The organism is Sphaerisporangium sp. NBC_01403 (assembly GCF_045040145.1).
Lineage (GTDB): Bacteria > Actinomycetota > Actinomycetes > Streptosporangiales > Streptosporangiaceae > Sphaerisporangium > Sphaerisporangium viridialbum.
In genome coordinates this window covers 1,456,500-1,481,431 of record NZ_CP109534.1, presented here as the reverse complement: position 1 = coordinate 1,481,431, position 24,932 = coordinate 1,456,500, and the positions used below count along the sequence as shown (strand labels likewise).

Here is a 24,932-nt window from a genome sequence, read left to right as displayed (position 1 = left end):
GCGCAGGCGGCCCGTCAGGGGTGCTCAGCCGGTGCAGGTACTGGAGCCTCCGAGGCTCACCATCGCCTGGTAGACCTGCTCGGGACGCATGGGCGGCTCGGGGAGCGGATGGGCGCGCTCGGCGCGGAACGCGTCGAGCATCAGCCCGAGGTGGCGCCGCCAGGCGGTGGGGCAGACCTCGCTCGTCGCCTCGCTGATGCGGGTGTGGGCCCAGATCACGAGCGCCAGGTCCTCCACCGTGACGTCCGGCCTGACCACTCCCTCGCCCTGCGCCCGCTCGACGATGCGGCGGCTCAGCTCGTTGATGTGGGCCTGGGTGCGCTCCATGCACTCCGCGTGGGGGAAGCGCATGGACGCCAGGTCGTTGAACCCCCGGTCGTGGGCCTGCAGCTCACACAGCTTCTCCAGGTAGTAGGCGAACGCCTGCCACGCGTCGTCCATGCTCAGGGCCTGCTCCGCGCTCTCCAGCCAGGTGCGCAGCTTGCCGACGAATATCGCCTCGACGAGGTCCATGCGGGTGGGGAAGTTGCGGTAGAGCGTGCCGATGGCGACACCCGCCTGCCTGGCGATCTGTTCCAGCGGGGCGTCGAGCCCCTCCGAGGCGAAGATGGTGCGGGCGGCGTCCACCAGGGCGTCACGGTTGCGTTGCGCGTCGCGGCGCAGGGGCCGCGCGGTCTTGGTCGGCGTGGGCTCGTCGGACGGCATCTCCCTAGTGTAACGAACTTGAGGGTTACCTCGACTTCTGTGCTACGCTCGCGAGTCGAGGTGACCCTCGACTTGCCGATACGCACTCCGTACCAGGTCAGAGCCACTTCTACTTCCCTCAGGTGGTGACGGCCGGGCTCACCTGTGCGGCATGCCCCTCACTCCCCGGCCCTCGAAGGAGACCCTGTGAACGTCTTCCTGTGGATAGTTCAGGTGCTTCTCGCCCTGGCCTTCGGCATGGCGGGTGTACTGAAGACCACTCAGCCCAAGGAGAAGCTCGCCACGAACATGGGGTGGGTCGACGACTACTCCGCCGGCACGGTGAAGCTCATCGGCGGACTGGAGTTCCTGGCCGCGCTCGGCCTGATCCTCCCCGCCGTGACGGGCATCGCCACCGTCCTCACCCCGCTCGCCGCCACCGGCCTCGCCCTGATCATGATCGGCGCGATCGTGGTCCACCTGCGGCGCAACGAGGTCCAGGGCGCGGTCCTCAACGTCGTCCTGCTGATCCTCTCCGCCCTCGTAGCCTGGGGCCGCTTCGGCCCCTACCACTTCTGACCCCCGCGGTTGCCGGTGGCCGGGGCTCAGTTCTGGATGCCTCGGCCGTCTTGGACGGCGTTCCATTCCTCGTCGGTTACCGGTGGGGTGCCGAGGGCACGTGCCGCCTCGTCGAGGTCCTCACGACTCAGCCCCCAGCAGTGCATCAGGCCCTCGGCCCGCCTTCGACGGCTCTCGCTTTCCATGATCAGGGCCACGGCGGCACGTACGCGCTCCACTGTCGTGCGGTTCACCCGGCGCCGATCCCTCGGCTCGTCCGCGTAGGCGCCCCCGGAAACGATCATCCGGCCTCCCTGTACCGCGCGGGCGCGCGGCTCGATCCGAGCGCGACCCGCTGCCGCCGAAAGCACATGCTCCGAAGGTAGAAATATCCGCAAATAGTAGGCAACAAGGTTTCGCATAGTTGCTGGAGTCGCACAGGCACCATCTCCCCCCGAGATGGCCGCACGCACAAGCCGCCGCCGCGCCCCCGCAGCTGGCACCACGTCCTCGAACGGAGACCCGGCCGCACCGGGCACCACGTTCTTGATGGAGACCCACCACGTTCCTCGGTCGCATCGGCGGGAACCTTCGGGGCCCGGTCGGGGGTACTAGCGGCGACGAAAGCGTTTCGGGGAGACCGGGAGGTAGCCGCAGATGAGAAGGCCTTGGCACGCGGGGGTCCGGATGGCCGCCTGCCTTGCCGTCGTCCTGAGCGCGTGCGGCGGCCTGGTATCGGGTTGCTCGGCCGGCACGCCCTCCCAGGCAGCGGCCCCCGCAAGCCCCCGTACCGCACTCACCGGAAGCACCACACCGCCTCCCGTACGCCCGGAGACCACGCCGCCGGGGTCAAATACGGAGTGCGCCGTCACCCGGCCCTCTGACCGGGAGGACGGTCCGCCGTCGCAGGTCAGGCGCCAGCCAGGGGAGGACCGCTGGTTCGGCGAGAAAGATCTGTGGGTGGTCCTGCCCGACCCGGCGTACCCCGGAGACCCGCGCCCGCAGGGCTACAGCTTCAAGATCGGCTGGTGGCGGCTGGCCGAGGGGCGCCTCAGGCTGAGCGCGACCCGCGTCGACGGCGGCACGGGAACCGCGACGGCCGAAGTCCCCTCGGGGTACGCGCCGACGGGGTTCCAGCCCACCGGCATCCTGTTCTCCCGGCCGGGCTGCTGGCGCGTGACCGGGTCCCTCAACGCCACGAAGGTGGCATTCGTCATGACCGTTGGGAGGGGGCCGGCGACCGCACTGCCGGGGTCCTAGGCGTCCTCGGGGGAGAGGAACTCCAGGCGGTTCTCGTGGCAGTCGGCGACGTAGAACCGCCGGTGGCCGGGGAAGTCGTCGTCCCAGGTCACCTTGACGCCCAGGCCCGCGAGCCGTTCGGCCAGCGCGTCCAGGCCGGTGACGAGGATGCCCGGATGGGCCTTGCGCGCCGGGCGGAAGTCCTCCTCGACCCCTAGGTGGATCTCCAGATCGTCGGCGCGCACCCACAGGCCACCGCGGGCGGCGAGCACCGGGGGCTTCTCGACCTCGGTCATGCCCAGCACGTTCACGTAGAACCGGCGGCACACGTCCTCCTCGCCCGGCGGCAGGGCGAGCTGCACGTGGTGCAGCCCAAGGCCGAAGGACGACCTGTCCGACTGGGCTTCCTGACTCACGGTCTCCCCTTTCCTCGCGACGGCTCACGGCGGGACCACCGGCCGTGCGTCTTGTTTCTAACACTCCCCCGCGCCACCGTCCGCACCGCCATGCCGCCCAGGCCGTACTCGGAGATGGCGGGCTTCGTGATGGGATGTCCACCAGGAGGTATTGAAATGGACTACATCAGGCTTGGTGCCACCGGTATGAAGGTGTCCCGGATCTGCCTCGGGATGATGAGCTACGGCGACCCGGCCAAGTGGCAGGACTGGGTGCTGGACGAGGAGAAGAGCGAGCCCCTCGTGCGCAGGGCCGCCGAGGCGGGGGTGACCTTCTTCGACACCGCCGACGTCTACTCGGCCGGCAGCAGCGAGGAGGTCACCGGGCGGCTGCTCCGCAAGATCTTCCCCAACCGCGAGGACTACGTGCTCGCCACCAAGGTCTTCTTCCCCGTGGGACAGGCCGTCAACGACAGCGGCCTGTCGCGCAAGCACATCCACGCCGCGATCGACGCCTCGCTGAGGCGCCTCGGCACCGACTACGTGGACCTCTACCAGATCCACCGCTGGGACGACCACACCCCCATCGAGGAGACGATGGAGGCCCTCCACGACGTCGTACGGTCCGGAAAGGCGCGCTACATCGGCGCCTCCACGATGTACGCCTGGCAGTTCGCCAAGGCCCAGCACGTCGCCGAGGTCAACGGCTGGACCAGGTTCGTCTCCATGCAGAACCACTACAACCTCCTCTACAGAGAGGAGGAGCGCGAGATGGTCCCGCTCTGCGTGGACCAGGGGGTCGGGCTGATCCCGTGGAGCCCGCTGGCGCGCGGCCTGGTGGCCAGGGCGGGCTCGCAGGACCAGAGCACGACCCGCGCGGGCTCCGACGGGCGGATCACCGCACTGTACGGGGGGCCGGGTGACGCGGCGGTCCTCGACCGGGTCGCCCAGATCGCCGCCGAGCGCGACGTCTCCCCCGCGCAGGTGGGCCTCGCCTGGCTGCTGGCCCAGCCCGGCGTGAACGCGCCGATCGTCGGGGCGACCAAGGAGCGCCACCTGGACGACGCGGTCGCGGCCGTGGGCCTCACCCTGTCCGACAAGGAGCTCGCCTCCCTCGCCGAGCCGTACGTGGACCGTCCGGTGGCCCACTAGTACCGCGTGGGGCTCGCCGTCTCGGGTCACGTCACCGAGAAGACGAGCCCCGCGGCGACCCGTATTCCGGCCGGGCCCGGTCCTGCGGCCTCGGTAGGCTGAGGGCATGGGGCGGGCGAACGACGAAGCGGCGGCGGCGCTGGAGGAGTATGCCGAGCTGTTCGCGATGAACGGCGGCGACGCCTTCCGGGTGCGCAGTTACCAGAAGGCCGCCAAGGCCATCGCGGGCTTTCCCGAGGACATCTCGCAGGTGGACGTCCGCAGGGTGCCGGGCGTGGGCGAGGCCATCGCGAAGAAGATGGAGGAGTTCCTCCAGCGGGGCGGCTTCCGGCAGCTCGACGACCTGCGCCTCCAGGTGCCCGACGGCGTGCGCAAGCTGACGCGCATCCCCTCCCTCGGGCCGAAGAAGGCCGTCTTCCTCTTCCAGGAGCTCGGCATCGCCTCCCCCGAGGCGCTGGCCGAGGCGATCCGCGCGGGCAGGCTCGCCGGGCTGCGCGGGTTCGGGGCCAAGAGCGAGGAGAACATCCTCAAGGGCATCGAGCAGCTCCAGCAGGCGGGTGAGCGGGTGCACCTCGGCGTCGCCATGGACCTCGCCGAGCGCGTCATCGCCTCGCTCCCCGCCGAGAGGATCGCCTACGCCGGGTCGCTGCGCCGCATGAAGGACACGGTCGGCGACATCGACATCCTGGCCGTCGGGCCGGCGACGCTGATGGAGGAGTTCAGGCGGCAGCCGTACGTCGCGGAGGTCATCGCGAGCGGCGGGCTGAAGACCTCGGTGCGCACCACGCAGGGCCTCCAGGTCGATCTCCGCCTGGTGCCGGCCGAGTCGTGGGGCGCGGCGATGCAGTACTTCACCGGCTCCAAGGAGCACAACGTACGGCTGCGCGAGATGTGCGTGAAGCGCGGCTGGAAGCTGTCGGAGTACGGCCTGTTCGAGGGCGAGACCGTGATCGCCGGAAGGACCGAGGAGGAGATCTACGAGGCGCTCGGCATGCGCTGGGTGCCGCCCCCGCTGCGAGAGGACGGCGGCGAGATCGAGGCGGCCCTGCGCGGAGAGCTTCCCGAGCTGGTGACCCTCGCCGACCTCAGGGGCGACCTGCACACCCACACCGACCTGACCGACGGCATCGCCACGCTGGAGGAGATGGTCGAGGCGGGGGCCGGGCGCGGGTACGCGTACTACGCGGTCACCGACCACGCGCCCAACCTGTTCATGCAGCGCATGACCCTCGACAAGGCGCTGGAGCAGCGCGAGCGGCTGCACCGGCTCCAGGCGTCGTATCCCGGCATGCGGCTGCTGCACGGCACCGAGCTCAACATCGCGCCCGACGGCACCGTCGACTGGCCGGCCGAGGTCCTTGCGGGCTTCGACGTCTGCGTCGCGTCCGTGCACTCGCACTTCACCCAGTCACGCGACGAGATGACCCGCCGGTTCATCACCGCGTGCGAGAACCCTGACGTCCACATCATCGGCCACCCCACGACCCGCAAGATCGGCAAGCGGCCCTCCGTGGACGCCGACTGGGCGGCGGTCTTCGCGGCGGCGGCGCGCACGGGCACCGCGATGGAGATCGACGCCTACCCCGACCGCGCCGACCTTCCCTCCGATCTCGCCCGGCTCGCGCGCCACCACGGCGTGAAGTTCTCCATCGACAGTGACTCCCACGCCGTGCCGCACCTGGACAACCAGCGCTTCGGCGTCGGCATCGCCCAGCGCGCCTGGCTGACCCCGGGCGACGTCATCAACACCTGGCCCCTCGACCGCCTCCTTGCCTTCCTCGGCCGCACCTGACCGCTCCTCCCCGCTCCTCCCCGCGACGATCTCGGCGGGCCCGGCGAGATGCGCCGCCTGACGGGGAGGAAGATGAAGGTCCGGGGCGGTAGCGACCTGCACGCCGCCCGCGCGGCAAGCGCTGTCGATCACCAACATAGGTTCAGATCATGAAAAATATTGATAAGACCGACCTCACGGTCTTCCCGTTGTGCCTGGGCGGCAACGTCTTCGGGTGGACGGCCGACCGTGACACCTCCTTCGCGGTCCTTGACGCCTACGCCGAGGCGGGAGGCGACTTCATCGACACCGCCGACTCGTACTCGGCGTGGATCCCCGGCAACGCGGGCGGCGAGTCCGAGACGATCATCGGCGAGTGGATGGCGGAGCGCGGTAACCGCGACTCCCTCGTCGTCGCCACCAAGGTCGGCCAGCAGCCCGGAGCCGAGGGCCTGTCGGCGGCCAACATCCGCACCTCGGCCGAGGGTTCGCTGCGGCGGCTGCGCACCGACAGGATCGACCTGTACTACGCGCACTCCGACGACCGGAGCACTCCCCTGGAGGAGACGCTCACCGCCTTCGACGAGCTGGTCCGCGAGGGCAAGGTGCGCCACATCGGCGCCTCCAACTACGAGGCCGGCCGCCTGGAGGAGGCGCTGGCGGTGTCCGACCGGCTGGACCTCGCCAGGTACGTCGCCCTCCAGCAGCACTACAACCTCGTGGAGCGCGAGAGGTACGAGGGGCGGCTCGAAGAGGTGGTCGCCCGCGAGGGCCTGTCCAGCGTGCCGTACTTCGCCCTCGCCAAGGGTTTTCTGACCGGGAAGTACCGGCCCGGCCTCAGCGTCGACTCCGCGCGGGCGGGCGGCGCCTCGCCCTACCTCCAGACCGAGCGGGGCCGCCGCGTGCTGGAGGCCCTGGACAAGGTCGCCGCCGAGCACGGTGTCGAGCCGGCGACCGTGGCGCTCGCCTGGCTGCTGACCAGGCCCACCGTCGCCGCGCCGATCGCCAGCGCCCGGGTGCCCGAGCAGGTTCCCGCGCTGGTCGCGGCGGCTGACCTGGTGCTGTCCCCCGAGGAGGTCAGGCTGCTCGACGAGGCCTCGGCCTAGGGACGGCGGAGCCGTGGAAACGGCCACCGCAAAGAGGTCCGTGGAGACGGCGAGGCCCGGTCGCGGGGCCTCTGGAGGTGAGGGAGACCCGCGACCGGGCAGTTTCGGGAAGCCGTTCCCCGCCGTCCACGGCTCCCGGCGTGAGGGGGGTTCGCCGGGAGCCGCGTGTCTCAGTGGTAGACGGCCTTCTCGGCGCCGGCGCCGGTGAGCGAGCGGACCTCGATCTCGGCGTACTTCTGCGCGTTGAACTCCTTGCTGAGCACCGTCCCGATGTACCCGGCGAGGAAGCCGAGCGGGATCGAGACCAGGCCCGGGTTCTCCAGCGGGAACCAGTGGAAGTCCACGGTCGGGAACAGCGACGTCTTCGCGCCCGAGACGACCGGCGAGAAGATCACCAGGATCAGGGCCGACGCCAGGCCGCCGTAGATCGCCGAGACCGCCCCCGCCGTGTTGAACCTCTTCCAGAACAGGCTGTAGAGGATGGCGGGGAGGTTGCCCGACGCGGCGACCGCGAACGCCAGCGCGACCAGGAACGCCACGTTGAGGTTCTGCGCGAAGATACCGAGGATGATCGAGACCGCGCCGATGGCGAAGGCGGCGATCCGCGCGACCTTGATCTCCTGCTGCTCGGTCGTGTTCCCCCGCTTGAAGACGTGCGCGTAGAGGTCGTGGGCGAAGCTCGAGGAGGAGGCCAGCGTCAGGCCCGCGACCACCGCGAGGATCGTCGCGAAGGCCACGGCGGCGATGACCGCGAGCAGGATCGTGCCCCCGACGTCACCGAAGATCAGCTGTCCGATCTTCAGCGCGAGCTGGGGAGCCGCGGTGTTGCCGGCCGCGTTCTGGGCCGCGATCTCCTTGCTGCCGACCAGGGCGGCGGCGCCGAAGCCCAGCACCAGCGTGAGCAGGTAGAACACGCCGATGATGCCGATGCCCCACAGGACCGACTTGCGGGCGACCTTGGCGGTCGGCACGGTGTAGAAGCGGATGAGGATGTGCGGCAGGCCCGCCGTGCCGAGCACCAGAGCCAGCCCGAGGCTGATCAGGTCGAGCTTGCTCGCCAGGCCCTTGGCCTCCACGCCGTACTTCAGCCCCGGCTCCAGGAACTGCTGCCCCTTGCCGCTCGCCTGCGCGGCGCTGCCGAGGAGGCTGGAGAGGTTGAAGCCGAAGTGCCCGAGGACGAGCAGGGTCACCAGGGCGGCGCCCGTCATCAGCAGCACGGCCTTGACGATCTGCACCCAGGTGGTGCCCTTCATGCCGCCGACGACCACGTAGACGATCATCAGCAGGCCGACGACCACGATCGTGCCCGCCTTGCCCGCGGGGGAGGTGATGCCGAACAGCAGGCCGACCAGCGCGCCCGCGCCGACCATCTGGGCGAGCAGGTAGAAGATGCTGACCGTGATCGTCGAGACCCCGGCGGCCGTACGGACGGGGCGCGGGCTCATCCGGAACGCCAGCACGTCGGCCATCGTGTACTTGCCGGAGTTCCGCATCAGCTCGGCGACCAGCAGCAGGGCCACCAGCCAGGCGACGAGGAACCCGATCGAGTACAGGAAGCCGTCGTACCCGGACAGCGCGATGATGCCCGCGATGCCGAGGAACGACGCGGCGGACATGTAGTCGCCGCCGATGGCGAGGCCGTTCTGCACGCCACTGAACGACCGGCCGCCCGCGTAGAAGTCGGTGGCGTTCTTGGTGTGGCGGCTCGCCCAGAAGGTGATGCCCAGGGTCGCGGCGACGAACAGGACGAAAAGTGTGATCGAGAGGGCGTGGTTACTCATTGGAGGACGTCCCCTCGATCTCACCGCGAAGCTTGTCGGACAGCGGGTCGAGCTTGCCGGCGGCATGCCGCGAGTACGCCCACGCGATCAGGAACGTCGACACGAACTGCAGAACGCCGAAGATCAGCGCCACGTTGATGTTTCCGAAGACCTTGGTGCCCATGAAGCCACGTGCCCAGCCGGACAGGACCACGTACAGCAGGTACCACACAAGGAAGGCGACGGTCACCGGGAACGCCCAGCCGCGGTAACGACGGCGCAGCTCCTGGAACTCCGGGCCGGCCTGCACCTGTTCGTATGCCGATGACTCGTCTTGTTGAGTGGCCACGAGACCTCCACGTTGTGATCTGTATCACGCTTACCGTAGAAGGCTCCGGGGGCCCGGGCGGAGGGCTCGGGCCGCATCATCGCCAAGTCGCCCCTACCCGTCGCTCACGTGGCCGGGCCCTGCGCCGAAAGGCGCATTCCACGCGACGAGTGGTCCCCCGCGCCCGGCCGCCGTACGGCCGCTCACGTGGAGCCTCAGGTGGAGCGAGGCCGCCAGTCGCCCCGGTTGACGTTGAGCGTCTCGGGCGCGTGCAGCCGCACCATCGTGCGCGCCACCCCTCGCGGCACCCGGCGGGGGGTGAGCAGCGACACCAGGATCATCACGGCGAAGGAGATCGGGACCGTCCACGCCGCCGGCTGCGCGAGCAGCGCGCCCGTCCAGCCGGTGTACGGGCCGCCGGTGATGACCGCGATCACGGCGACGCTCGCCAGCCCTCCCCCGGCGAGCAGCCCGGCCATGGCTCCTGTGGTGGTCAGCCGCCGCCACCAGATGCCGAGCACGAGCAGCGGGCAGAACGACGAGGCGGCCACCGCGAAGGCCAGCCCCACCACGTCCGCGACGGCGAGTGACCTGGCCATCGTGGCCAGCACGAGCGGCACCGTCACCGCGAGCAGCGTGGCGGCGCGGAAGCTCGGCACTCCCCCGCGCAGGATGTCCTGCCCGATCACCCCGGCCACCGACACCGCGAGCCCCGAGGAGGTGGACAGGAACGCCGCGAAGGCCCCGGCGGTGACCAGGGCGCCGAGCAGCTCCCCCGCCGTCCCGCCGACCATGCGGCCCGGCAGGGTCAGCACCACCGCGTCCGTACGGCCCGTCATGAGCAGCTCGGGCGTGTAGAGACGCCCGAGGGCGCCGTAGACCGCCGGGAGCAGGTAGAACGCGCCGAGCAGGGTCAGCACCACAAGCGTGGTGCGACGGGCGGCCCGGCCGTCGGGGTTGGTGTAGAACCGCACGAGCACGTGCGGCAGGCCCATGGTGCCGAGGAAGGTGGCGAGGATCAGCGAGTAGGTCGCGTACAGCGGGTGCTCGCGGCCGTGCAGCGGGAGTGCCCACTGGTGGTCGGTCAGCACGGGAAGGCTCTCGACGTGCGGCACGGGCGCGCCCGCCGGGAACGCCACCGTCGTGTCGTGCCTGATCGCGTGGTTCCCCGGCGGCAGCGTGAGCCGCTCCCCGCGCACCTCCCGGCCGTCCACGCGGCCGGTGGCCGTGACCACGGTCTGCCGCTCGAACCGGACGGTCACGTCGGCGCTGACCGCCACGGTGACGGGGTCGGCGAAGACCGGGGGCGCGTCGCGTCCGAGCCCCGGCTTGCCGAGCCCGTACCAGGCGAACAGCAGGAACACCACGGGCAGGGCCAGCGCGGTCAGCTTCAGCCAGTACTGGAACGCCTGGACGAAGGTGATCGAGCGCATCCCCCCTGACAGCACGTTGGCCGCGACGACGACGGCCACGAGCAGGCCGCCCACCCACGGCGGCGCCCCGGTGATCGTACGGAACACCAGGCCGGCGCTCTGGAACTGCGGCATCAGGTACAGCCAGCCGATCAGCACGACGAGCACGCTGGCCACCCGCCGCACGGCCATCGACTCAAGGCGGGCCTCGGCGAAGTCGGGCAGCGTGTAGGCGCCCGACCTGCGCAGCGGGGCCGAGACCAGCACGAGCAGCACCAGGTAGCCGCCGGTCCAGCCCACCGGCAGCCACAGCATGTCGGCGCCGTAGGCGAGGATCAGCCCGGCGATCCCGAGGAAGGAGGCCGCCGAGAGGTACTCCCCGCCGATCGCCGAGGCGTTCCACAGCGGCGAGACCGTCCGCGAGGCGACGTAGAAGTCGGAGGTCGTCCGCGACAGCCGCAGCCCGAAGGCCCCGATGAGGATCGCGGCCACCACCACGACGATCACGGCCGTGAGCCCCAGCGCGGCGCTCACGGCGCCGTCCCCACGGCCTCGCGCGAGCGGTGGCCGGGTGGTGTGCTCGCGGCTTCGCGCGAGCGATGCTCGGGCGGCACGCTCACTCGCGCTCGACCAGGTCGGCGAAGTGGCGCTCGTTGCGCTCGGCCTGCCGTACGTACAGCCAGGCGCCGGCGACGAACGCCGGATAGATCAGCCCGGCGAGCACCACCCACGGCAGCGGCAGGCCGAACATGCGCACCTCGCGCAGGTCGGGGACCAGCAGGAACAGCAGCGGCAGCCCGCCGATCACGCACCCGAGCACCGTGCAGACGAACAGGGCCAGCCGGAACTGGGTGCGGACCAGCGAGCGCATGTAGACCTCGCCGAGGCGCGTCTGCTCGTCGATCTCCATGGTGACCGGGTAGCGGGGCCTGCGCGCCGCCGTCGTGCGAGGGCTGGTGACGACCTGCCGCTTCGGCCGTTCGGGCGTCTTCGGCGTCATCCGGCGCGCCCCTCCGCGCCGCGCCTCGTCCCCGCGTCTGCCCTCATCCCCACGCGGCCCCCTCGCGTCCTCGGCGTCAATCGGTACGGCCCTTCCTGGCACGGCGTACGAGCAGGTCGCGGAGCTCGCGGGTGTGGCGGCGGCTGACCGGGATCTCGGTGTCGCCGATCCGGACCGTACATCGGCCGGAGTCGATGTGCAGCTCGTCGATGTGCTTGACGGCCACCAGGTGGCTGCGGTGCACGCGGACGAACCCGGCGGCGGCCCAGCGCTCCTCCAGCGCGGCGAGCGGGATGCGCACCAGGTGGCTGCCCGCAGCCGTGTGAAGCCGGGCGTAGTCGCCCTGCGCCTCCACGTACCGGACGTCGGAGCTGGCGACGAAGCGGGTGATCCCCGCCAGCTCGACCGGGATGGTCTCGGCGTCCGGCGCCGTGCGGGCGGCGTCCTCCACCGAATCGGGGGCGTCCGGGATGGCGGCGCACACCCGGCGGATCGCCTCGGCGAGCCGTTCGGGCCGTACCGGCTTGAGCAGGTAGTCCTCGGCCTTGATCTCGAACGCGTCCACCGCGTGCTCTTCGTAGGCGGTGACGAACACGACCCGGGGAGGCCGGGCGAACTGGGCCAGCAGGCGGCCGAGCACGACGCCGTCCAGACCGCGCATCCGGATGTCGAGGAACACCGCCTCCACTGGCCTGCCGTCGGCCATGGCGCGGTCGAGCATCTTCAGCGCCGACGCGCCGTCGCGGGCCATGGCGACCTCGCCGATGCGCGGATCGGCCCTGAGCAGGTATGCCAGATCCTCCAGCGCCGGCTGCTCGTCGTCCACCGCCAGCACGCGCAGGCCGGTCACATCACTCCCATTCACCCGATCGCACTCCTGAGTGAACTAGAGAGTGATGAATCCGACAGAGGAAGTCAACGCCTCACGTCACCGGCGGCCATAACTATCCGGAGACACCCAGGCGGGATCGGTTCGTAACCCACTGCCGACCCGAACCGAGGAACGACTCTGGAGTCAAACAACTCCCCCACCTACCATCTTGTCCCACTAAGGGGCATGGTGACTGGTTTTGAGGTCGCTGATGAAGGCATGCCACTCACCTTGGGAAAACACCAGAGCGGGGCCGCCGCGGTCCTTCGAGTCACGTACGGCGACGACAGCAGAAAGGTTGGTGGCCACCTCAACGCACTGACCGCCGTCCGGGCCGGACCGGGTTGACTTGCGCCACTTCGCGGCACTCAGGTCCATTGCTTCATCACGTCCTTGATGAGCTGGAGCGATAGATACTGGGCATGAGCCTCGGCGCGGATGGCCTCGTAACGAGCGGCCACTCTAGCGAGCGTTGGGCGGTCTTCGATCACTTGTCCGTGAGCTGAGGACTCCACGTACACGATATGTGGCGAGCCCTGGAGCTCCGCAAGGGTGAAGGCGCTGAGCATGCCTGAAGTGGATTCGGCGCTATATGGCACAACCTGGATGGTGACCTTCGGATTTTGTGCGATGTCCAGGAGGTATTCCAGTTGCTCGCGCATAACAGCGCGACCTCCGAGGGGTCGATGCAGAACGCTCTCGTCCATCAAGGTCACGATCACCGGCGGGCTCTCCCTGGCGAGGATCGCCTTCCGGCGCAATCGGCTGGCGATGTGTTCGTCTCGTTGCGCGGTGGTCAGCCCGGGCTCGCCTTCAATGACGCGCCGAGCGTACGCCTCGATCTGGAAGAGTCCGGGGATCAGCAGCGGATCCCAACTGCGAAGGAGTGTCGCCTCCTGTTCGACGTCCATCCAGTCGCGGAAGAACTCGGGGACCGTTTCCCATCTGGCTATGGAGCAGAGCCGCGTCAAGACGCCGTCGAGGCCGAAGACCTGGTCGCAGAGTTCGGCGAAGCGTTTCCCCGGTGGACGTCTGGCCGTCTCCACCATGCCCACCACACTCGTCGCGTATCCGATCTTGCGTGCCAGCTCTGCCTGTACCAACCCTGCTTCCAGGCGGTAGCGCCGTAGCTCGTAGGCGAACAGGGCTTGGGGGGACTCTTCGGGGTTCACCTCGACGGGTTTTGTCACTTGATCCCTCCTCGGCTCGAACGGCCTGCTCCTGCACCTCACCCCGGACCTCTCCCCGACTGTGTCGTCGCTGAGAGGTGGATCCGCTGTCGGAGGCGTAACCGGATTGACCACTCTATGAAGTCAAGTCTTCACTATTCGCATGCAAGGTGAGGTGGGAAGGCGTGTCAACCTCGCAACAACCCGGCAAGGCCGTGTGTGGTTCCGACCGGTCACAGGCAGCGGAAAGGGGTGACGCGGCGAGGAGCCTTCTAGGGATGACCGAGTTGGTCGGTGCTCCGGAGTCCGTTGCGCAGGCTCGGGCGTTCGTGCGTGAGGTGCTGGGGCGCGCGCATCCGGTGCTGGACGAGGTCGTGCTCCTCGTATCCGAGCTGGTCACGAACAGCGTCACGCATTCGGACTCGCGTGGGGGCGGGCAGGTGACGCTGGCGGTGAGCGAGTGTGACGGCACCGTCCATGTCGAGGTCATCGACTCGGGATCCGACAGCGAACCGAGGGTCTGCGACGAGTCGTACGGCGAGGGCGGTCGCGGGTTGTTCCTGGTGGACGCCATCTCCGAGCGGTGGGGCATCTACAGGGACGGCGCGGGCCGGGTGGTGTGGTTCGCCGTCAGATTCAGAAGGCCGGACTCGATGGTCGTCGGGCCTATCTACGCGACTGGAGAGCGGGAACGCGACTGATCGCCCGACTCATCCCCGCCGAAGTCCCCATCACCAGCGAAGCCGAATACCAGGCCGCCATCACCCAATGGCAGACCACCGTGTTCGCGGTCCTAGCCGCCGTCGACGAGGCGATCGCCGCCGAAGACTGGGATCAGCTCAAAACCGCACGCCAGGCCGTTGACCAGGCCATGCACGACACCCACGGACTCCTCATCGGCACCACGCTCTACCGGCACCGCCAGGCCGGCACCGACATCGACGCCGAGATCGCCCGAGCGCGCGACGAAGACACCCGCGCCGCCGACGCCCGGCGGGCACAGCGCGACCAGCCGAAGAGCCGCAAGCCCCGGAAGCCCGAACCGCCTACCTGACCCCGGACCTACCTGACCCCGGTGTCAACCTTCAGTTGATGTTTGACGAATTGGTGTCGGCTGATGCTTTACATGATCACGATGAGGCTGACCAACCCAAGCTCTGCGCGGACTGGCCATCATGTCGCGGCGATACGTCCGCTCATGCCGATGAGCGGACGTTGCTGTCAGCCAGGTGGGCACTCCGCGGGCGTTTGGTGGATCGTAGAGTCTGGCAATCGGTCGACCGGGGGCGGAGGGACGAGCGTGGACGTGCAATTGTTGCGGATCGCGGAGAAGCTCGGTGAGGTGGCGAGTGTTCCTGGTCGGTTCACGTCGTTCGGCGCTGAGAAGCACGGTTACCGGCTGAATCCGCCGCTGTCGGAGTCGAGCGTGGCGGCGTTCGAGGCCGAGCACGACGTCGTCCTTCCGGAGGGTTACCGCAGATTCATCGTGGAGCTCGGTGATGGAGGCGCTGGTCCGAGCTACGGATTGCTGGCACTGGCCGATGCCTACGGGGAGGTGTCCGATTCTTTTGCCGGTCACCTGGTCGAGCCGAGCCCGTTCGTGCCCGGAGCGCTGTATTCCCAAGACTGGTGGGATGGGTTCTGGGGGCCGGACGACCGTCCAGATCCGCTGCAGGGAACACTGGCCGTCGTGCACCGCGGCTGTACGAGCTACACACAGCTTGTCGTCTCCGGTCCGGGGCGGGGACGGCTCGTCAACGTCGATCTCAACGGCGTCCCGGCACCTTACGTGCTTGAAGACTTTGTTGCCCGATTCGGTTCACGCTGCCAACCCGAGATCAGCGCCAAGTCGTGCCAGGTGAGAGGCTCGGGTGCCGCGGATGGGGGTGTCGGTCCACCAGGCGTCCAGGCGGATGAGGTTGAGGGCGGAGGCGGTGAGAACGTGGGCGAGCCGGGTCTTGGTCAGGCCCCGGTAGCGGGTGGTGCGGATCCGTCCGGTGCGGATGGCCTGGGAGATGGTGCCCTCTACTCCGGCGCGGATGTTGTAGCGCTGCTTCCAGGCGTCGGTCTGTTGTTCGGCTCGTTGCTGGTCCAGGGCTTGTTGCGACGGCTGGGACAGCAGGGTCAGGCTGCGTCCGTAGCGATGCCCCCTCGCGCGTGTGCACTGTTCGCGGACCGGGCACGGGCCGCAGTCGCGGGCGTCGAAGTGGACCTGGGTGATCGGGGTGCCGCTGGGTTTGTGCTGGTCGGACCAGCTGATGCTGGTGGCACCGCGCGGGCAGATCGCGATCTTTGCGGTCCAGTCGATGGTGAAGGCGTCCTGGCCCAGCCCGGTGGCAGCCTGCCAACTGGTGTCGGCCCCGACCGGCCCCACCAGGTCGATGCCATCGCGGTCACGGGCGTTGACCAGCAGGGCGATGCTGATATATCCGGCATCGACCACATGCTCACGGGGCCGGAGCCCGCGAGCGTCCAACGCTTGGTGGATCTCTTCGGTCATCTCCGCATCGCCGCTCGCTGCGTCTGTGGTGAGCACGCCAGTGATCAGGTGCGGGGCGTCGGGGTCGCAGGTTTCGCTCAGATGGACCTTGTAGCCGACCCAGCCCGAGCCGCGTTTCTCGCCGTAGCGGGCATCGGTGTCATACGGCGTGGCCAGGCGGATTTTCCCTGGCGGGAGGTCTTTGCCCTCCCGCCAGCGCACCCCCTTCTCGTCGCGGTGATACTGCTGGATCCAGGCCAGGCGCAGGATGTTCACCGCCGGGATACGGCGCAGCCAGACCGGGGCGCCGGCGGCGTGAACCGCCTCCAGCAGGGCGAATCCGTCGGTCCCGACGGTGAGGGCCCAGCGGGTGCGGGCATCGGCGCCTTTGGGGAAGCGGTAGCCATCTATCCGCGCTCCGTAGCGTTCGATCCACTCCGGCGCCACCACCCCCGCCAGCCAGTCCGGCGCAGCGGCGGCCAGCGCCTCCAGCGCAGCTCGCAGGCTCTCCCCGACGAACTCCATCCGGTTCAGCATCCGCGCCGAGGCGATGACGTGGGTGGAATCGGTCCGCTGACGGCCCCCGGCGCTCAGCAGTCCCGCCTCCTGGCAGCGGGCCAGCAGTTCATCCAGCAGGCGCTGCCCTTGCCCATGCTCGATCAGCCGGTCGCGGAACTGCGACAGCACCGAGAAGTCGAAGCCCGGGTCGGTCAACTCCAGAGCCAGAGCGTACTTCCACGAGATCTTGTCCCGCACCGCGTCAGCAGCCTGCCGGTCGGTCAGGTTCTCGGCGAACGCCAGGACCGAGACCAGCGCCAGCATGCCCGGCGACAGCCCGGGTCCACCGCGCACGGAGAACGCCTCGGCGAACTGCGCGTCGTCGAACAGCGAGCCCAGCTCATCACGGACCCGCATCGCCAGGCATCCCTTGGGGAACGCGGCGCGCGCGACCTGGGCGGTTGCCTCGGGTACCGGACGGGCAGGTTGGGGGCGCAGAGACATGGCAGATCTTCCTCCACCTTCTCCGCGGCCCAAGTAACCCCAGACTGCGTCAGCAATCAACGATCATCAACCGAATCGGGCAACAAAGTCCTTGAAGACGAGGATTTCCTGTCGTGGTACGAGCGCTGGCTCGACGAGCTGCTCGCCGGCTACGACGTGACCTGGTTCGGCGAGAAGCTTCCCGGCGACGAGCCCAGCTTGCTCGGTGTTCTCGCTTGCGATCCGTCTCCGCACCGACGCGCGCGGGCGGCGCGTTCGCTTCGCGCACTGCCCGCCATCACCCAGACCGCTGCGGAGGCCCTCACCGAGGCAGCCACTGACAGTGATCCGCTGGTGCGGGAAGTGGTCATGGAAGTCGCGTGGCGTTCCAAGGTGCCGGGGCTCGAGTCCGCGGCCCGGGCGGCTTTGACCGATCCGGAGGCGCCCGTGCGGGCGGAGGCGATCAGCGCGCTGCGTGCCCTTGGCGTTGCGGACGTCGCCGAGCAGGCCCGGCTGCTGCTCACCGATCCGGACCGGGAGGTGAAGTGGAGGGCGATGCAGGCGCTGGCCGACAGCGGCCGGATGGTCGCGGCTGATCTGGCGCCGCTCATCACCGGCCAGGACGCCAGGACACGCGAAACTGCGACATATTTCCTCATCAAGGCGCAGGGCGAAGCGCACGGCCTGCTCGTCCGAGCTCTCGGCGACGAGGACCCGACAGTACGCCGTCAAGCAGTACAGACAGCGGAACAGCGAGATGAGCGGATGCTCCTCCCCATTATGGAGCGCATGCTGAAGGCCGAAACCGACGCCTATGTGCGCGTCAACCTCGACCGCGTCGTTGCTGCCTGGTCTGTCAATCGATGACGGGCATCGGCTCGGGTAGTGCGAATGATGTAGCCAGTTTTCAGCGGACATTGGCGGGCACCCTGAGGTGGGCTGCCTCGCGGGCGCGCTGAGCGTATCCTCATCTGCCGCGCAGCGCGCTTGCCCGAAGGGCTGATCCTCGTCAGGTAACCGACTGCTGCCACCACACGGCGATGTCCACATCGTTGCCCAGGGCATCGTCATGGCTCCGGTGAAGTGCGAGGTCGACGATCCGATCGTCGTTCGGACGGTAGGGCTTGCGAGGATCCGGCGTGCCAAGTACCGGGCCTAAGGCATCAATGGCCGGTTTCCAGAGCGTTGACCAGTTGCGCCTGCGGGACACGGCGAATCGGATGCCCATCGCCAGCGGGCCATCGGGCAACGGGGCGCCGACGACGGCGCTGCAGGCATCACGAATCTCCTGCTTCCACGCCGGCGACTGACTGGAGCTGGTTGTACGTACCCGCAGCTGCGGCTCGCCGGGCAAACCGTCCAGGTGGACGGCCACAGAAACGGCGATGGTCGAGGTAGCCGCGTGTTGCTTACGGGCGAACACCGCATCAAGGCGCCCGGCGCCGATCCGCCGGGCGATCGGAAAGAGGTAGTTATCGAGATCACGGCCGTCCCTGGTTAGAGCAGCCTGTTGTGGCAGGCAGACCGTGAGATCGAGTGCGAGATGATCGCTGCCCGGCTGTACGCATGCGTGCACGAGCGCATCGACTTCGTCCAGGTAGGCGGCCAGCCGCCGCTGGCTTGGATGGTTGGCCGCATCCCAGCTTTCCAGGACCGGAGCGGTCGGCAGGACACGCGGCATGACGCTGGGTCTGGCGAAGATGGTTTCCACGGCCTCAGCATCACCTCGCCTCCCCTCACATGGAAGCCGACGATCCCCTAACCCGCCCTCTTCTGCCGCTGGTCGGGCGCTCTTGCCGAATTGCGGATGTTCAGACGCGCTGCAACTGGCGAGTCGCCAGTGACACGACGAGCCCGCCCACAACAAACCAGGGATTCCACAGGATCAGGCTCCAGTGCGTTTCCAATGGCCCCACCGCCGAGGGGATGCCGCCGACCCCGGTCAGCAGAACAACTTCGAGCAGTAGTCCACGAGCGAGCAGAACGGCGCCACCCAACCAACCAAGGATCAGCACTCCACGCCGCAGGCGGCCCCTCAGCCGCCAGCGCGTCATTCCGACGCTGAAAGCCGCCCCGGCAAGGAGCAGCATGGCCACGCCCCACAGCCCGAGCAGCACGAACCACAGCGGCCGGTGAGTTGCGAGGTCGGCTCCCGCCGACGAAGCCAATCCGGCGTCCCCTCCCGCCGCCCAGTAGATGTGCAGCGCCGCAAAGAGCACACACCACACGCAGGCGAGATATCCCCAGGCCCGCACAGGTGGGAGCGGATGCGGTTCGTCGGCCGTCGTCATACCCCGGGCAACGACGAACCAGACGACCAGGTTCCCACTATCGATGATCGTGGTGTTCCGAACGCGCTCTTCTGCCGCTGGTCGCGCGGTCATGCCGGGAGGTGTTCCGCTGGCGGCCGCGGGGAGAGTTTGATGGGATCGTTCTATGAAGACACGAGGACATGACATCGAGGTCACGCCTGTATCGGATCAGGTCGTGGTGCGGGTCAAGGACGTGGTCGTCGCGACCTCCTCCCGGCCGGTCCTGCTCACCGAGACGGGCTGTCCACCGCGGTACTATCTGCCGCCGGCGGACGTGAAGATGGACCTGCTCAGATCATCGACAACCACGTCGCACTGCCCGTTCAAGGGCGACGCCGTCTACTGGTCGGTTCAGACCGGTGACGGTGTGGCCGAGGACGTCGTCTGGTCCTACCCGGAGCCGTTCCCGAGGGTTGAGGAGATCGCCGGACTGCTCGCCTTCTGGGCCGAGAAGCCAGGCGTCACCCTCGAGGTGAACGGGCAGGCCGCGTAAGCGTCGCGGGTTGCGATCGCCGCCACACGCAACAGACTGCCCACCATGACGGCGCTGAACATCCGCTTCTGCCGCAAGCTGGGCGGTCGGTAGGTCGGCTCTGGTCTTCCGTCCGGGGTCGGGGGAGCTTCGGGTATGACTTCGTTCGATGAGTTGCTGACGGCGACGACCGGAGCGGTGGGTACTGATCCGCTGCGGATGGCGACCGTTGCCCACCTTGCCCGCTACAAGGGCACGTCTCGGATGCACACCGAGTCCGATCTTCGGATCTTCCTGGGCTGGTGCACCGAGCGGAACCTGGAGCCACTGTCCGTTCAGCGGGCTCAGGTCGAGCTCTATGTTCGCTGGCTTCAAGAGATCCGGCGCTTCCGGCCCTCCACGGTGTCCCGGCGCCTGTCAGTCGTGGCCGGCTTCTACCGGACCTGCGTCATCGACGGGGTGCTGGAGCACTCGCCCGCCGACCATGTCCGCCGCCCCAACGTCCCACCCGAGTCCCCGACTCTCGGGCTGTCGCATCTGCAGTTCGAGACACTGCTGTCCGCGGCACGCCAGTCTGCCAATCCCAACGACTTCGCCCTGGTCGCGATGCTCGGCCTCCTCGGACTACGGATCTTCGAAGCCACCGGAGCCGATATCCACGATCTCGGCGAGGAACACGGCCACCGGGTCCTGCGCGTCGTCGGCAAGGGCACCCGGGTCGTCCTGGTGCCGCTCCCACCGGCCGTCGGCCGGGCCATCGAACGCGCCGTCGGAGAACGGGTGAGCGGGCCGATTCTGCTCAATACCCGCGGTACCCGGATGGACCGGCACGCCGCTACCCGACGCCTACGGAACCTCGCGGCCGAATCGGTCGTGCGGCTGCCACGGATGCACCCGCACATGCTGCGCCACACCTTCGTCACCGCCATGCTCGACGCAGGAGTCGACCTGCGAGACGTCCAAATAGCTGCCCGCCCCACCGACCCGCGCACCACGATGCGCTACGACCGCGCCCGTAACAACCTCGACCGGCACCCGAACTACATCCTCGCCGCCTACATGGCCTCCGGCACGTGACCCCAGGAGGGACTCGAACGCACTGGTCTGCCGATGAGCGGACGGGTTCGTAGTGGCTAATCGGTTGCGACCTGGACGGCGCTCAGGATGCTCGACAGGCTGGCCGGGTGGGCCATCTTCAGGTCTGCGAGATCGCTGGGCCGAAACCAGCGAAGATCGTCGTGCTCCTCGGGTGCGGCGTTGACAGGTTCCCCTTCCCAGCGCGTGACGAGGAACGCGTGCATGTCGAGGGTGGGGTCACTGACCGTCATCGGAATGGGTAGGGGGTCGTGGACGTGGACACCGAGTTCTTCGAGGCATTCCCGACTGACGGCCTGGTAAGGCAACTCGCCCGACTCGACATGTCCGCCGACGAGATCCCAGCAGTCGGGATACCACCGACGCGATGGATGGCGATGCACCAGGAGCACGAGACCGTCGCGCACAAGTGCAGCGACTGAGATCGGAATTTGGGCGACCATGGCGGCACACTAGACGCGAACGCACTCTCATGCCGCCGACCGCGTGCTCATGCCGCCGTAGCGGTGCGGAAGTCCTTGTTGGTCGTGTTCCTGGATGGTCGGTTAGCTGATCCTCTGCACGGTGGCACCCCGTCGGATGGCGCGGGGGATCTCGGCGACGGAGTCCACGATGTCGATCAGGTGGGCGATGCTCTCGGCTGGAGCGGTGGAGCTGACGTCGACGGTGTAGGTGATCCCGGTTGACCGCCAGCTCTCGGTATCGAAGCCGCCGGCTGCGGAAACGCGCACTCCCAGGAGTTCGATTCCCAGTGCGGCGGCCTCCCGGTAAAGGTCGTTGAGGACGCATCCTGCGGCCGCGAGGTGAAGGAGATGTCCTCCGGTGAAGTCCGCCCTGACGCTCACGCCCTCGGGCGTCCACCGATGAGGGAAATGCACCGCGTGCTCGTCCGTCACCTTCAGCGATCCTGCGCTCACGATCACGTTGAAACGATCATCCATTACTCGGCTCCCGGCACCTCGGGCGTACGGACGTGACGACAAGAGTCGTCCTACACGTCGCAGCCGCCAACCGGCAACACAGCACTCCCTCACACGGGAACGCCGCCGAGGGTGTCCCAAAAGCCCCAGTTGAATCCGTTTAGGGCATCGCTTGCGCCGCCGCCGACCTGGCATCCGATGCCGCAGTCTGATGTCTTGGGCTGGCATGCGCCGTTGGCGCATGGATCGCCTGCAGGTTGGTATGCGGGGAGCTTTGCATTGGCGGATGGGGCGATGTCGCCGGAGGCGGATCGTCGTCCGGTGTTGCAGAATTCGCCGGGTGTGCAGCCGGCGTGGCCGTCGAGTTCGACCATGTTGATGGGGTTGCCGCCGGTGAAGGCGTAGCGGTTGGCGGTCCAGGGGTCGGTGCCGAGGGACAGGTCGTTGAGGGCTCCGTTGTAGGAGTCGAGGGTGAGGAAGCGGTTCAACCCCGGGTTGTAGTCGCGGAACCCCATGTCGTAGGTGCCGGTGGAGTTGTCCCAGCGTTTGGCGTTGAACCTGTAGGGGTTGTACTCGTCGTTGGCGGTGGGGTCGACGGGGTCGGGTTTATCGATGCCGGTGAACAGTTTGTCGTCGTTTTTGCCGTAGGCGGTGTAGCCGTAGGTGGCCCGGGTGTCACCGGATTCCTTGGTGACCTGTTCGACGTCGGTGTGGAGGTTGTAGCCGTAGTAGGAGGATTCCTCGGTGGTGTCGGTGTTGACCTTCGCCTGGGAGAGTCGCTCACCCCAGGGGGAGTATTGGAAGGATTTGGTGTGTTTTCCGGCGACTTCTTCGTCCAGTACCTCGCCTGAGAGGCCGAGGTAGGAGTAGTCGGTGGTCTTCGCCGAGGCGGTGCCGGTCTTCTCGGTCTTTGAGGTGGTGCGGTCGAGCGGGTCGTAGGTGTAGGTGGTGACAGTCGTGGCGTTGTCGGCGCCGAGCTTTTGGTGTTTGGCGAGGTGGTCGAACCCGTCGTAGGTGTACTTCTCGAAGGTTTTGCCGCCGCCGGTGATGGTGCGCAGCCGGCCGTAGGGGTCGTAGTTGTAGGTCGAAGTCGCTCCGCCGCTGGCAGAGGTCATCAGGCGGTTGCGGTCGAAGGTGAACGTGGTCTGAGTGCCGTGGATGGTCTGGTCGTAGACGTTGGAGTTGGGGTCGTGGCTGTAGGTCTCTGTCTCCGCCGCGCCGCCGCCGACGGGAGTCTTGACCGTCTTTGAGATGCGGTCGCGGGGGTCGTAGGTGTAGTCGTAGACGTTTTCCAGGTAGACGCCGGAGTTGTCGGCGTTCTGGAGTTTGGCTTGGTCGCGGGAGCGGTTGAGGTTGCCCTGGTAGTTGATGGTGTGTTCGGACACCACCGTGGCGTTGGGCTTCTTCTCGATGGAGTGAGTCCTCGCCTGCGTCGGCGAAGCGAAAGCAGTGCGTGCAATGATCTTTGACTCAACGTGTCAATGAGTCTCCCCGGGGAACGGACGGTGGCCGTTGGGTGCTAAACCGAGACGCCCTGTTTGTACTTGGGGAGGCGGACGCTGACCTTGGCGCCGGCGCCCTGGGCCGTCTCCACGACCAGGCCGTACTCGTCGCCGTAGACCTGGCGGAGCCGCTCGTCCACGTTGGCGAGGCCGACCCCGCCCGCGCCCGAGCGCTCGTCGGGGTCGCCGGACAGGATGCGCCGCAGCCGCTCGGGGTCCATGCCGATGCCGTCGTCCTCCACGCTGATCAGGCACTCCGAGCCCGCGTCCTCCGCGATGATCGTGATGCGGCCGACCCCGTCCTTGCTCTCCAGCCCGTGCCGCACGGCGTTCTCCACCAGGGGCTGCAGGCACAGGAACGGCACCGCCACGGGCAGCACCTCCGGCGCGATGCGCAGCGACACCCTGAGCTGGTCGCCGAAGCGGGCGCGCTCCAGGGTGAGGTAGCGGTCGATCGAGCGCAGCTCCTCGGCGAGCGTGGTGAACTCACCATGCCGCCTGAAGGAGTAGCGGGTGAAGTCCGCGAAGTCCAGCAGCAGCTCCCTGGCCCGCTCGGGGTCGGTGCGCACGAAGGAGGCGATCGTGGTCAGCGAGTTGTAGATGAAGTGCGGGGAGATCTGCGCCCGCAGCGCCCGTACCTCGGCCTCCATGAGCAGGGTGCGCGAGCGGTCGAGCTCGGCCAGCTCCAGCTGGGAGTCGACCCAGGTGGCGACCTCCTGCGTGGCGCGCACCAGGCCGGCCGAGGCGTGGTCTCCGTAGGCCGCCAGCGAGCCCACCACCCGGTCGTCGGTGGTCAGCGGCACCACCACGGCGTACCTGACCGGGCACTCGGGCAGGTCGCAGGAGACCGCGTCGGGGCCGAGCACCTGGATGCGGCCGTCGCGCAGGGTCTCGGCGGCGTTGGCGAAGGCGTTCCGCGCGTGGTGGTCGCCCGCGCCGTCGTAGACCAGCAGCTCCTCGCCGTTGGTGATCGCGATGGCGGGCGAGCCGAGCAGCTCGCGCAGGTAGCGCGAGGCCTTCAGCGCCCCGGCCGCCGTCAGGCCCGCCCGCAGCGGCGGCGCGGCGAGGGAGGCGGTGTGCAGGGTCTCGAAGGTGGCGCGCTCGGCCGGGCTGGTGCCGAGCTCGCGCCGCCCGCGCAGCACCCGCCACAGCACCACGGCCGGGACCCCGACGAGGACCAGGAGCACGGGCACGGCCAGGAGCGGTTCCACGCCGCCGGAGCCTACTCCACGAAGCCCTCGCCGAGGGCCTTGCGGATCTTCACGGCGTACGACTCGGCCTCGGCCTCGTCCTCGTACTTCACGCGGGGCCAGAAGAAGCCGCGCAGGCCGTCCTTGCGGTTGCGGGGGACGACGTGCGCGTGCAGGTGCGGCACGCTCTGGCTGACGCGGTTGTTCATCGCCACGAAGCTGCCGGCCGCCCCGAGGCCCTCCTCCACGGCGCGGGCGACCGCCTGGACGCGCGCGAAGTACGGCCCGACCGCCTCGGTGGACAGGTCGGCGAGGGTCTCGACGTGCCCCCTCGGGATGACGAGCACGTGCCCCTTGAACACCGGCCGGGCGTCGAGGAACGCCACGGCCACCTCGTCGGCCAGCACGACGTGGGCGGGCACGGCGCCCGAGGAGATCCCGCAGAACGGGCACGCGTCGGTCACCAGCCGAGCTTAGCGGCGCCGGACAGCAGGGAGCGCGCGATGACCATGGCCTCTCAACGCTCGCCGCGACAT

28 protein-coding genes are annotated in these 24,932 nt (G+C 68.6%); 10 read left to right on the top strand and 18 right to left on the bottom strand.

Annotated elements, in window-relative coordinates:
* Nucleotides 1–24 precede the first annotated feature (24 nt).
* Nucleotides 25–705 carry a TetR/AcrR family transcriptional regulator gene (locus OG589_RS06345; protein WP_405147025.1) on the bottom strand — a complete coding sequence of 227 codons (681 nt, stop codon included), beginning with the start codon at nt 703–705 and terminating at the stop codon, nt 25–27.
* Nucleotides 706–891: 186 nt separating this feature from the next.
* On the opposite strand from OG589_RS06345, the gene OG589_RS06340 reads away from it, so the two are divergent.
* Nucleotides 892–1,263: a DoxX family protein gene (locus tag OG589_RS06340; RefSeq protein ID WP_405147024.1), complete on the top strand. Its 372-nt coding sequence runs from the start codon at nt 892–894 to the stop codon at nt 1,261–1,263.
* 26 nt (nt 1,264–1,289) lie between these two features.
* On the opposite strand, the gene OG589_RS06335 is transcribed toward OG589_RS06340, so the two are convergent.
* Entirely contained in the window at nt 1,290–1,547 is a 258-nt protein-coding gene (locus OG589_RS06335; protein WP_405147023.1) for a hypothetical protein, read from the bottom strand.
* A 352-nt stretch (nt 1,548–1,899) separates the two neighbouring features.
* Between OG589_RS06335 and OG589_RS06330 the strand changes: the two genes are divergently transcribed.
* Nucleotides 1,900–2,502: a hypothetical protein gene (locus OG589_RS06330; protein WP_405147022.1), complete on the top strand. Its 603-nt coding sequence runs from the start codon at nt 1,900–1,902 to the stop codon at nt 2,500–2,502.
* Here OG589_RS06330 and OG589_RS06325 read toward each other — a convergent pair.
* Nucleotides 2,499–2,897, bottom strand: a complete 399-nt coding sequence (locus OG589_RS06325; RefSeq protein WP_405147020.1) for a glyoxalase — start codon at nt 2,895–2,897, stop codon at nt 2,499–2,501. The two genes, OG589_RS06330 and OG589_RS06325, sit on opposite strands and share 4 nt — an antisense overlap.
* A 156-nt stretch (nt 2,898–3,053) precedes the next feature.
* Between OG589_RS06325 and OG589_RS06320 the strand changes: the two genes are divergently transcribed.
* From OG589_RS06320 to OG589_RS06310, 3 genes are all read left to right on the top strand, one after another.
* Nucleotides 3,054–4,028 carry an aldo/keto reductase gene (locus tag OG589_RS06320; protein WP_405147019.1) on the top strand — a complete coding sequence of 325 codons (975 nt, stop codon included), beginning with the start codon at nt 3,054–3,056 and terminating at the stop codon, nt 4,026–4,028.
* 106 nt (nt 4,029–4,134) lie between these two features.
* The gene (gene polX / locus OG589_RS06315) at nt 4,135–5,820 is read left to right on the top strand and encodes a DNA polymerase/3'-5' exonuclease PolX (RefSeq protein ID WP_405147017.1); all 1,686 of its coding nucleotides are present in this window, start codon (nt 4,135–4,137) and stop codon (nt 5,818–5,820) included.
* 149 nt (nt 5,821–5,969) lie between these two features.
* Nucleotides 5,970–6,905, top strand: coding sequence for an aldo/keto reductase (locus OG589_RS06310; RefSeq protein WP_405147015.1), 936 nt, complete (start codon nt 5,970–5,972; stop codon nt 6,903–6,905).
* Between the two features lie 170 nt (nt 6,906–7,075).
* On the opposite strand, the gene OG589_RS06305 is transcribed toward OG589_RS06310, so the two are convergent.
* From OG589_RS06305 to OG589_RS06275, 7 genes are all read right to left on the bottom strand, one after another.
* Nucleotides 7,076–8,686 carry a cation acetate symporter gene (locus OG589_RS06305; protein WP_405147014.1) on the bottom strand — a complete coding sequence of 537 codons (1,611 nt, stop codon included), beginning with the start codon at nt 8,684–8,686 and terminating at the stop codon, nt 7,076–7,078.
* The gene (locus OG589_RS06300; protein ID WP_405147012.1) at nt 8,679–9,014 is read right to left on the bottom strand and encodes a DUF485 domain-containing protein; all 336 of its coding nucleotides are present in this window, start codon (nt 9,012–9,014) and stop codon (nt 8,679–8,681) included. Before OG589_RS06300 ends, OG589_RS06305 begins: the two co-directional genes overlap by 8 nt.
* A 194-nt stretch (nt 9,015–9,208) precedes the next feature.
* Nucleotides 9,209–10,939 carry a cation acetate symporter gene (locus OG589_RS06295; RefSeq protein ID WP_405147010.1) on the bottom strand — a complete coding sequence of 577 codons (1,731 nt, stop codon included), beginning with the start codon at nt 10,937–10,939 and terminating at the stop codon, nt 9,209–9,211.
* A gap of 82 nt (nt 10,940–11,021) precedes the next feature.
* Nucleotides 11,022–11,405, bottom strand: a complete 384-nt coding sequence (locus OG589_RS06290) for a hypothetical protein (RefSeq protein WP_405147008.1) — start codon at nt 11,403–11,405, stop codon at nt 11,022–11,024.
* 76 nt (nt 11,406–11,481) lie between these two features.
* The gene (locus OG589_RS06285; protein ID WP_405151972.1) at nt 11,482–12,255 is read right to left on the bottom strand and encodes a LytR/AlgR family response regulator transcription factor; all 774 of its coding nucleotides are present in this window, start codon (nt 12,253–12,255) and stop codon (nt 11,482–11,484) included.
* A 198-nt stretch (nt 12,256–12,453) separates the two neighbouring features.
* The gene (locus OG589_RS06280) at nt 12,454–12,654 is read right to left on the bottom strand and encodes a DUF397 domain-containing protein (RefSeq protein WP_405147007.1); all 201 of its coding nucleotides are present in this window, start codon (nt 12,652–12,654) and stop codon (nt 12,454–12,456) included.
* Nucleotides 12,645–13,466, bottom strand: coding sequence for a helix-turn-helix transcriptional regulator (locus OG589_RS06275; protein WP_405147005.1), 822 nt, complete (start codon nt 13,464–13,466; stop codon nt 12,645–12,647). Before OG589_RS06275 ends, OG589_RS06280 begins: the two co-directional genes overlap by 10 nt.
* Before the next feature lie 257 nt (nt 13,467–13,723).
* On the opposite strand from OG589_RS06275, the gene OG589_RS06270 reads away from it, so the two are divergent.
* A complete protein-coding gene (locus OG589_RS06270) occupies nt 13,724–14,146 on the top strand; it encodes an ATP-binding protein (protein ID WP_405147003.1) in 423 nt (140 codons plus the stop codon).
* On the top strand, nt 14,065–14,499 hold the full coding sequence (locus tag OG589_RS06265; RefSeq protein WP_405147001.1) for a hypothetical protein: 435 nt from the start codon (nt 14,065–14,067) through the stop codon (nt 14,497–14,499). The genes OG589_RS06270 and OG589_RS06265 overlap by 82 nt, the downstream gene beginning before the upstream one ends.
* Before the next feature lie 765 nt (nt 14,500–15,264).
* On the opposite strand, the gene OG589_RS06260 is transcribed toward OG589_RS06265, so the two are convergent.
* Complete coding sequence (locus OG589_RS06260; protein ID WP_405145096.1) at nt 15,265–16,926, bottom strand: IS1182 family transposase; 1,662 nt, start codon at nt 16,924–16,926, stop codon at nt 15,265–15,267.
* Here OG589_RS06260 and OG589_RS06255 point away from each other — a divergent pair.
* Entirely contained in the window at nt 16,909–17,772 is an 864-nt protein-coding gene (locus tag OG589_RS06255) for a HEAT repeat domain-containing protein (protein WP_405147000.1), read from the top strand. The genes OG589_RS06260 and OG589_RS06255 overlap by 18 nt on opposite strands.
* Nucleotides 17,773–17,914: 142 nt before the next feature.
* Here the strand turns inward: OG589_RS06255 and OG589_RS06250 are convergent, their stop codons facing one another.
* Nucleotides 17,915–18,616 carry a hypothetical protein gene (locus OG589_RS06250; protein ID WP_405146999.1) on the bottom strand — a complete coding sequence of 234 codons (702 nt, stop codon included), beginning with the start codon at nt 18,614–18,616 and terminating at the stop codon, nt 17,915–17,917.
* Between the two features lie 100 nt (nt 18,617–18,716).
* Nucleotides 18,717–19,289, bottom strand: coding sequence for a DUF3995 domain-containing protein (locus tag OG589_RS06245; protein ID WP_405146997.1), 573 nt, complete (start codon nt 19,287–19,289; stop codon nt 18,717–18,719).
* A 52-nt stretch (nt 19,290–19,341) separates the two neighbouring features.
* Between OG589_RS06245 and OG589_RS06240 the strand changes: the two genes are divergently transcribed.
* A complete protein-coding gene (locus OG589_RS06240) occupies nt 19,342–19,710 on the top strand; it encodes a DUF427 domain-containing protein (RefSeq protein ID WP_405146995.1) in 369 nt (122 codons plus the stop codon).
* Nucleotides 19,711–19,845: 135 nt separating this feature from the next.
* Nucleotides 19,846–20,766: a tyrosine-type recombinase/integrase gene (locus OG589_RS06235; protein WP_405146993.1), complete on the top strand. Its 921-nt coding sequence runs from the start codon at nt 19,846–19,848 to the stop codon at nt 20,764–20,766.
* Between the two features lie 56 nt (nt 20,767–20,822).
* On the opposite strand, the gene OG589_RS06230 is transcribed toward OG589_RS06235, so the two are convergent.
* The 5 genes from OG589_RS06230 to OG589_RS06210 all read right to left on the bottom strand — a co-directional run bounded on the left by OG589_RS06230 (nt 20,823) and on the right by OG589_RS06210 (nt 24,860).
* The gene (locus OG589_RS06230) at nt 20,823–21,227 is read right to left on the bottom strand and encodes an NUDIX domain-containing protein (RefSeq protein ID WP_405146991.1); all 405 of its coding nucleotides are present in this window, start codon (nt 21,225–21,227) and stop codon (nt 20,823–20,825) included.
* A gap of 102 nt (nt 21,228–21,329) precedes the next feature.
* Nucleotides 21,330–21,725, bottom strand: a complete 396-nt coding sequence (locus OG589_RS06225) for an OsmC family protein (protein ID WP_405146989.1) — start codon at nt 21,723–21,725, stop codon at nt 21,330–21,332.
* An 89-nt stretch (nt 21,726–21,814) separates the two neighbouring features.
* Nucleotides 21,815–23,089, bottom strand: a complete 1,275-nt coding sequence (locus OG589_RS06220) for an RHS repeat-associated core domain-containing protein (RefSeq protein WP_405146988.1) — start codon at nt 23,087–23,089, stop codon at nt 21,815–21,817.
* A 134-nt stretch (nt 23,090–23,223) separates the two neighbouring features.
* Complete coding sequence (locus OG589_RS06215; protein ID WP_405146987.1) at nt 23,224–24,417, bottom strand: sensor histidine kinase; 1,194 nt, start codon at nt 24,415–24,417, stop codon at nt 23,224–23,226.
* A gap of 11 nt (nt 24,418–24,428) precedes the next feature.
* Entirely contained in the window at nt 24,429–24,860 is a 432-nt protein-coding gene (locus OG589_RS06210; protein ID WP_405146986.1) for an HIT family protein, read from the bottom strand.
* Between the last annotated feature and the right edge of the window lie 72 nt (nt 24,861–24,932).

Coding starts and splice junctions, on each gene's coding strand:
- OG589_RS06335 (WP_405147023.1), bottom strand. CDS start 1,547: ATGATCGTTTCCGGGGGCGCCTACGCGGACGAGCCGAGGGATCGGCGC.
- OG589_RS06225 (WP_405146989.1), bottom strand. CDS start 21,725: ATGGATGATCGTTTCAACGTGATCGTGAGCGCAGGATCGCTGAAGGTG.
- polX (WP_405147017.1), top strand. CDS start 4,135: ATGGGGCGGGCGAACGACGAAGCGGCGGCGGCGCTGGAGGAGTATGCC.
- OG589_RS06235 (WP_405146993.1), top strand. CDS start 19,846: ATGACTTCGTTCGATGAGTTGCTGACGGCGACGACCGGAGCGGTGGGT.
- OG589_RS06290 (WP_405147008.1), bottom strand. CDS start 11,405: ATGACGCCGAAGACGCCCGAACGGCCGAAGCGGCAGGTCGTCACCAGC.
- OG589_RS06245 (WP_405146997.1), bottom strand. CDS start 19,289: ATGACCGCGCGACCAGCGGCAGAAGAGCGCGTTCGGAACACCACGATC.
- OG589_RS06345 (WP_405147025.1), bottom strand. CDS start 705: ATGCCGTCCGACGAGCCCACGCCGACCAAGACCGCGCGGCCCCTGCGC.
- OG589_RS06320 (WP_405147019.1), top strand. CDS start 3,054: ATGGACTACATCAGGCTTGGTGCCACCGGTATGAAGGTGTCCCGGATC.
- OG589_RS06280 (WP_405147007.1), bottom strand. CDS start 12,654: ATGGACCTGAGTGCCGCGAAGTGGCGCAAGTCAACCCGGTCCGGCCCG.
- OG589_RS06260 (WP_405145096.1), bottom strand. CDS start 16,926: ATGTCTCTGCGCCCCCAACCTGCCCGTCCGGTACCCGAGGCAACCGCC.
- OG589_RS06230 (WP_405146991.1), bottom strand. CDS start 21,227: ATGGTCGCCCAAATTCCGATCTCAGTCGCTGCACTTGTGCGCGACGGT.
- OG589_RS06330 (WP_405147022.1), top strand. CDS start 1,900: ATGAGAAGGCCTTGGCACGCGGGGGTCCGGATGGCCGCCTGCCTTGCC.
- OG589_RS06240 (WP_405146995.1), top strand. CDS start 19,342: ATGAAGACACGAGGACATGACATCGAGGTCACGCCTGTATCGGATCAG.
- OG589_RS06310 (WP_405147015.1), top strand. CDS start 5,970: ATGAAAAATATTGATAAGACCGACCTCACGGTCTTCCCGTTGTGCCTG.
- OG589_RS06270 (WP_405147003.1), top strand. CDS start 13,724: ATGACCGAGTTGGTCGGTGCTCCGGAGTCCGTTGCGCAGGCTCGGGCG.
- OG589_RS06305 (WP_405147014.1), bottom strand. CDS start 8,686: ATGAGTAACCACGCCCTCTCGATCACACTTTTCGTCCTGTTCGTCGCC.